At 65.3% G+C, this 4,508-nt stretch carries 5 protein-coding genes; all 5 read left to right on the top strand.

The window, feature by feature from the left end:
* Positions 1-245: 245 nt before the first annotated feature.
* On the top strand, positions 246-731 hold the full coding sequence (locus BGN97_RS15180) for a hypothetical protein (RefSeq protein WP_292703250.1): 486 nt from the start codon (positions 246-248) through the stop codon (positions 729-731).
* 53 nt (positions 732-784) lie between these two features.
* Positions 785-2,509, top strand: a complete 1,725-nt coding sequence (locus tag BGN97_RS15175) for a type IV secretory system conjugative DNA transfer family protein (protein WP_292703623.1) — start codon at positions 785-787, stop codon at positions 2,507-2,509.
* Positions 2,510-2,601: 92 nt separating this feature from the next.
* Positions 2,602-3,048 carry a single-stranded DNA-binding protein gene (locus BGN97_RS15170; protein ID WP_188700267.1) on the top strand — a complete coding sequence of 149 codons (447 nt, stop codon included), beginning with the start codon at positions 2,602-2,604 and terminating at the stop codon, positions 3,046-3,048.
* Positions 3,049-3,068: 20 nt separating this feature from the next.
* Positions 3,069-3,608 carry a DUF4913 domain-containing protein gene (locus BGN97_RS15165; protein WP_229661149.1) on the top strand — a complete coding sequence of 180 codons (540 nt, stop codon included), beginning with the start codon at positions 3,069-3,071 and terminating at the stop codon, positions 3,606-3,608.
* A 379-nt stretch (positions 3,609-3,987) separates the two neighbouring features.
* Positions 3,988-4,508: recombinase family protein (locus BGN97_RS15160; RefSeq protein WP_292703619.1), on the top strand; the 521-nt coding region annotated here is incomplete at its 3' end.

Here is a 4,508-nt window from a genome sequence, read left to right as displayed (position 1 = left end):
GCCGCGTAGACCGCGGCTGTGTACCCTGCCGGGCCGGACCCGACGATCACTACCTGTTGCATCGACATGCTTCTATATTGACAGATATCAATGCGAGAATCCACCCGGGAACAGCTTTAGGACGATCATTCATCAATCGTTCATCGCGCCTCGCGCTGCTTCATAGTTCGGAACGGGCGGTGCACTTTCACTGCATGCCCCCTTCGAACAGGACTACCGAGCCCGACGCGTCTTCGCCGATCACCATGCCCGTGGCCGTCATCACCGTCGGCGACATGGGAATCGTCACCGTCAGCTTCGACGGCGACGACTTTCTACCGCCACCGTTCGCACCGCCCTGGACGAGGGCAGCATTCGGGACACTACTCGACGCACTCACCGAGCATCGGACCCGAACCGTCCGCATCGAGGTACACGAGAACGACGGCAGCATCTACACCGACATCATCGAGGCACACAGACGGACGACGACACCGGAGCCTCTCGATCCTTCTCAGCCGGAGACCCGACGCGCACGCCGCACGAAGAAGCCACGACTCGTAGAGCTCCACGGGTCAGGATTCGTCCCCGGCGAGGACATCACCGTCGCGGTCGTCGTCACCGGTACAGAGAGCGACATGCAGGGCAACGCCCGAGCGCTCATCGACCTCGACCAGCTCGGTGAGCACCTCACCGAGGGCGTACTACTCGGTGACATCTCCGGCCACACGCAGTCGGTGAGGATCTCGTGAACGCGCCAGGACGCCAGACCGGGTCCCTCGGCGACGAACTCACCAACATCCTCATGGCCGGGCTCATCGCACTCTTCGGCCTCACCCTCATCCTGCGCGCAGCCGGATCGATCGCCGCATTCATCACCAACGCCGCCCAACCCGACGCCGGAATCGCCGGAGGCCTCGGCGTACTCACGCACCCAGGCGAGCCCGGTACAGCACTCGGCACTAAGGATCTCAACGCCATCGTCTACTGGGCCGTCGCCGCCGTCCTGATCCTCGGACTCGGCACACTGATCACCTGGCTCTGGATGCTCTGGCACAGACACACGCGCAAGACCGAAACTGACCCGCACCGGCTCGCAGGAACCGCCACCGCACACGAAGTCGCGCTCGCTGCATCGAGTCGAGCACTGCTCCGCCGAGCCGGAACATTGCGGCCTTCGATCGAAAGCCCTGAGCCTGCCGAGGTGGGCTACCGGCTCGGACAGTCGCGCGGCAAGGACGTGTGGGCGAGCGTGGAGGACTCGATCCTGCTCATCGGGCCGCCACGCTCGGGCAAGGGCCTGCACATCGTGATCAACGCGATCCTCGACGCTCCCGGAGCGGTGGTGACGACCTCGACCCGGCCCGACAACCTCACTGCGACGCTGCGCGCGCGGCGGCGGATCGGTCCGGTGATGGTGTTCGATCCGCAACATCTCGCCGAGGGCGTTCCCGCGGGACTCCGGTGGTCGCCGATCCGCGGGTGCGAGGACCCGCTCACCGCGATGATCCGCGCTACAGGTCTCGCCGCCGCGACGGGGCTCGCCGACGGCGGTGTCGACGGCGGTGGCTTCTGGGAAGGCAAAACACGCGTCGCGCTCCAGGCGCTGCTGCACGCGGCCGCGATCGACCGGCGGAGCCCGGCGGAGCTGTTCCGGTGGACGCTCGATCCGTCTGCTGCGGCCGATGCCGTCGCGATCCTGAACGCATCACCACGCGCAGCGACCGGGTGGGCTGAGGGCCTGGAGGCGATGATCGAGACCGACCCGCGCACGCGGGATTCGATCTGGCAGGGCGTATCGCTCGCCCTCGCCGCCCTCGCTGACCCTCGTGTGCTGGATGCCGTCAGCCCCGGCGAAGACGAAGCCTTCGACCCGGAAGCCTTCATCCGAAACAAGGGCACGCTGTACCTGCTCGCCACGGGTGCCGGGGCGGGCAACAGTGCCGCCCTTGTGGCCGCGTTCGTGGAGGATCTCGCGGAGACGGCCCGGCGTATGGCCGCCAGGATGCCCGGTGCACGGCTTGACCCGCCGTTGTTGCTTGCGCTGGATGAGATCGGGAACCTCGCCCCGTTGCCGTCGCTTCCGACGCTCATGGCCGAGGGCGGCGGTACGGGCATCACCACGATGCCCGTGCTCCAGTCGCTCGCGCAGGCACGCGACAAGTGGAGCGACGACCAGGCCTCGGCGATCTGGGATGCGAGCATCACCAAGATCATCCTCGGCGGTGCTTCCAATTCTCGGGACCTTCAGGATCTTTCGACACTGATCGGTGAGCGGGACGAGTTCACCGACTCGGTGACGCTCGGCGACTACGGCTCACGCACAAACCAGCGCTCGATCCGACGGGTACCGATCCTGCCGCCGGATCGAATCCGCACCATGCCGCTCGGCACCGGTGTGGTCCTGCTGCGCTCTGCACCGCCGATCATCACGGATCTGATTCCGTGGCCGAAACGCCCTACCGCAACGGATCTCAAACACGAGAGATCCGAGATCGAAGCCCTTCTTGAGCAGAGGCCCGCCGACTGAGTCGGCGGGCTTTCCGCTGGGTAGGGGCGTGCACCTGACCTGTACGAGCTGCTCGACGGGAGCTGCTCACGATTCGTCAGGAGGACAGTCCGATGGCTATCCGCACCCAGCAGTCAGTCTCTGGTTTCATTGCCAGCGATCCGCAGCTCACGCAGACCGAGAACGGTGACGCGCGGTTCTACGCGCGCTTCGGGCAGGAGAACTACCGGCGCGAAGAAGACGGCAGCTTCACCAAGCTGGAAACGACGTTCAACAACCTCGTGATGTACCGCAAGACCGCCCAGCGCGCGTTTGAGCGTTTCGCCAAGGGCGACAAGTTCGTTGCCGAGGGATACCAGCACGAGTACACGGTCGAGCGTGACGGCGAGACGGTCCAGGACGTTGAGTTCGTCGCGAAGAAGATCGGCCACGACACCGCCCGCACCCGCTACGAGGTTGACCGCACGCCGCGCACCACCACCCCCGAGCAGGGACAGAGCCGAGCGTTCGATGCGCCCGCACCTCGACCTGGCACAGACACTCGTGGGATGGGGCTGTGAACGTGAACGAGCATCACGGCATCGATGATGCGCCTGAACCGAACTACGAGCCCGAACCGCAGATTGGGCCGCCGCACCCGATCAACTGGAATCTTCTCACGGCTCACGATCTCGAACAGGAGCTGCTGGAGCTGAATCGGTGGGTCAACTGGCTTCGGATCGAGTACGGGCTGCCGGCCTCGGAGATCCCTCCGTACTGGCACCGGCATCCTGAGCTGCTCTGGGAGCTCTCAGCGCTGCATTTGCACTGGCTCTGCGCCTACGACCCTGACCAGGACGGTTCAGCGCCGTTCGGCTGGCACCGCGACTTCGCGGATGCGCGGGGCCGGCTCCGCGATTGGGTTGCTGCCTGTGGCACCAAGCGCGACCGTGACCGCCCGACCCGGCAGACGCCTTGGCCGGGCGAGAACAACGACCAGGAGGTCGTCGAGGAAGTCATTACCGACCGTGACGCTGACTTCGTGAAGTTCGTGCTCGATACGGTCTCGGCCCGGCAGGCGGCGGAAGATGCGTTCTTCGCCAACGCCGACCCCAGCACGGGCGAGGTGCAGGAGCCGTGAGCGGGCACTATGAAAAGCAGACGGACCGTCGGAGCCGTGAGGAGCGTCGTCTGAGCGTTCGCGCGGTTCACCGCGAGCAGCCGGATCTGAACCTGTTGACGGAGCTCATGATTCGCTTCGCTCTACAGGACCTCGGCGAGTGTCGCGCGGCAGAGTCAGGCGACAAGATTTTCGATACCGCTCGGGAGGGGCAGGCGTAGAATGTAACCGTCCGCCGCTAGCGGTGGATGTTGTGGTCCTAAACCCCCAAGCGTCGGCTTGGGGCACGAATACGTGGCCGGTTCGGCCTAGTCCTACAGCCTTCGGGCTCTTCTCACGATCAACATTCGCAGTTGACGATTCCGCGGCGGGCGCTGTCAAGCACACGCGGAGAAGAGCCATGACCACGAACACCACAGCCGTATCCCCATCGAGCGGGTTGATGCATCCGGCCTATGCGACTGGCGGCCCGGTCGCCGTCATGTACCTGCGTGTCTCCACGAAGGAGCAGGCGGAGAAGGGCGGCACCGAGGAGGGGTACTCGATCCCGGCCCAGCGCGAGGCGAACCTGCGCAAGGCAGAGTCGCTCGGTGCGACGGTGATCGAGGAGTTCGTCGACGCGGGCGAGTCAGCGCGTAAGGCTGACCGGCCGCAGTTGATGAAGATGATCGAGTACGTCGCCGCTCACCAGGTGAATTACTGCATCGTCCACAAGGTCGACCGTCTCGCCCGAAACCGAGCCGATGACGTCGCGATTCACCTGGCGCTGCGCGATGCCGGGGTCACGCTGGTGTCGGCAAGCGAGAACATCGACGAGACGCCATCGGGCATGCTGCTGCACGGCATCATGTCGTCGATCGCGGAGTTCTACTCGCGCAACCTCGCCACCGAGACCGTGAAGGGACTCTCGCAGAAAGCAGC

It is taken from the genome of Microbacterium sp. 69-10 (assembly GCF_001897945.1).
Taxonomy (GTDB): domain Bacteria; phylum Actinomycetota; class Actinomycetes; order Actinomycetales; family Microbacteriaceae; genus Microbacterium.
Note: the sequence above shows the minus strand (reverse complement) of the source record. Positions and strands in the feature narration are given on the sequence as shown.

Bases quoted from the DNA above. Each gene is read 5' to 3' on its own strand.
- BGN97_RS15180 (WP_292703250.1), top strand. From the start codon at position 246: ATGCCCGTGGCCGTCATCACCGTCGGCGACATGGGAATCGTCACCGTC.
- BGN97_RS15175 (WP_292703623.1), top strand. From the start codon at position 785: ATGGCCGGGCTCATCGCACTCTTCGGCCTCACCCTCATCCTGCGCGCA.
- BGN97_RS15170 (WP_188700267.1), top strand. From the start codon at position 2,602: ATGGCTATCCGCACCCAGCAGTCAGTCTCTGGTTTCATTGCCAGCGAT.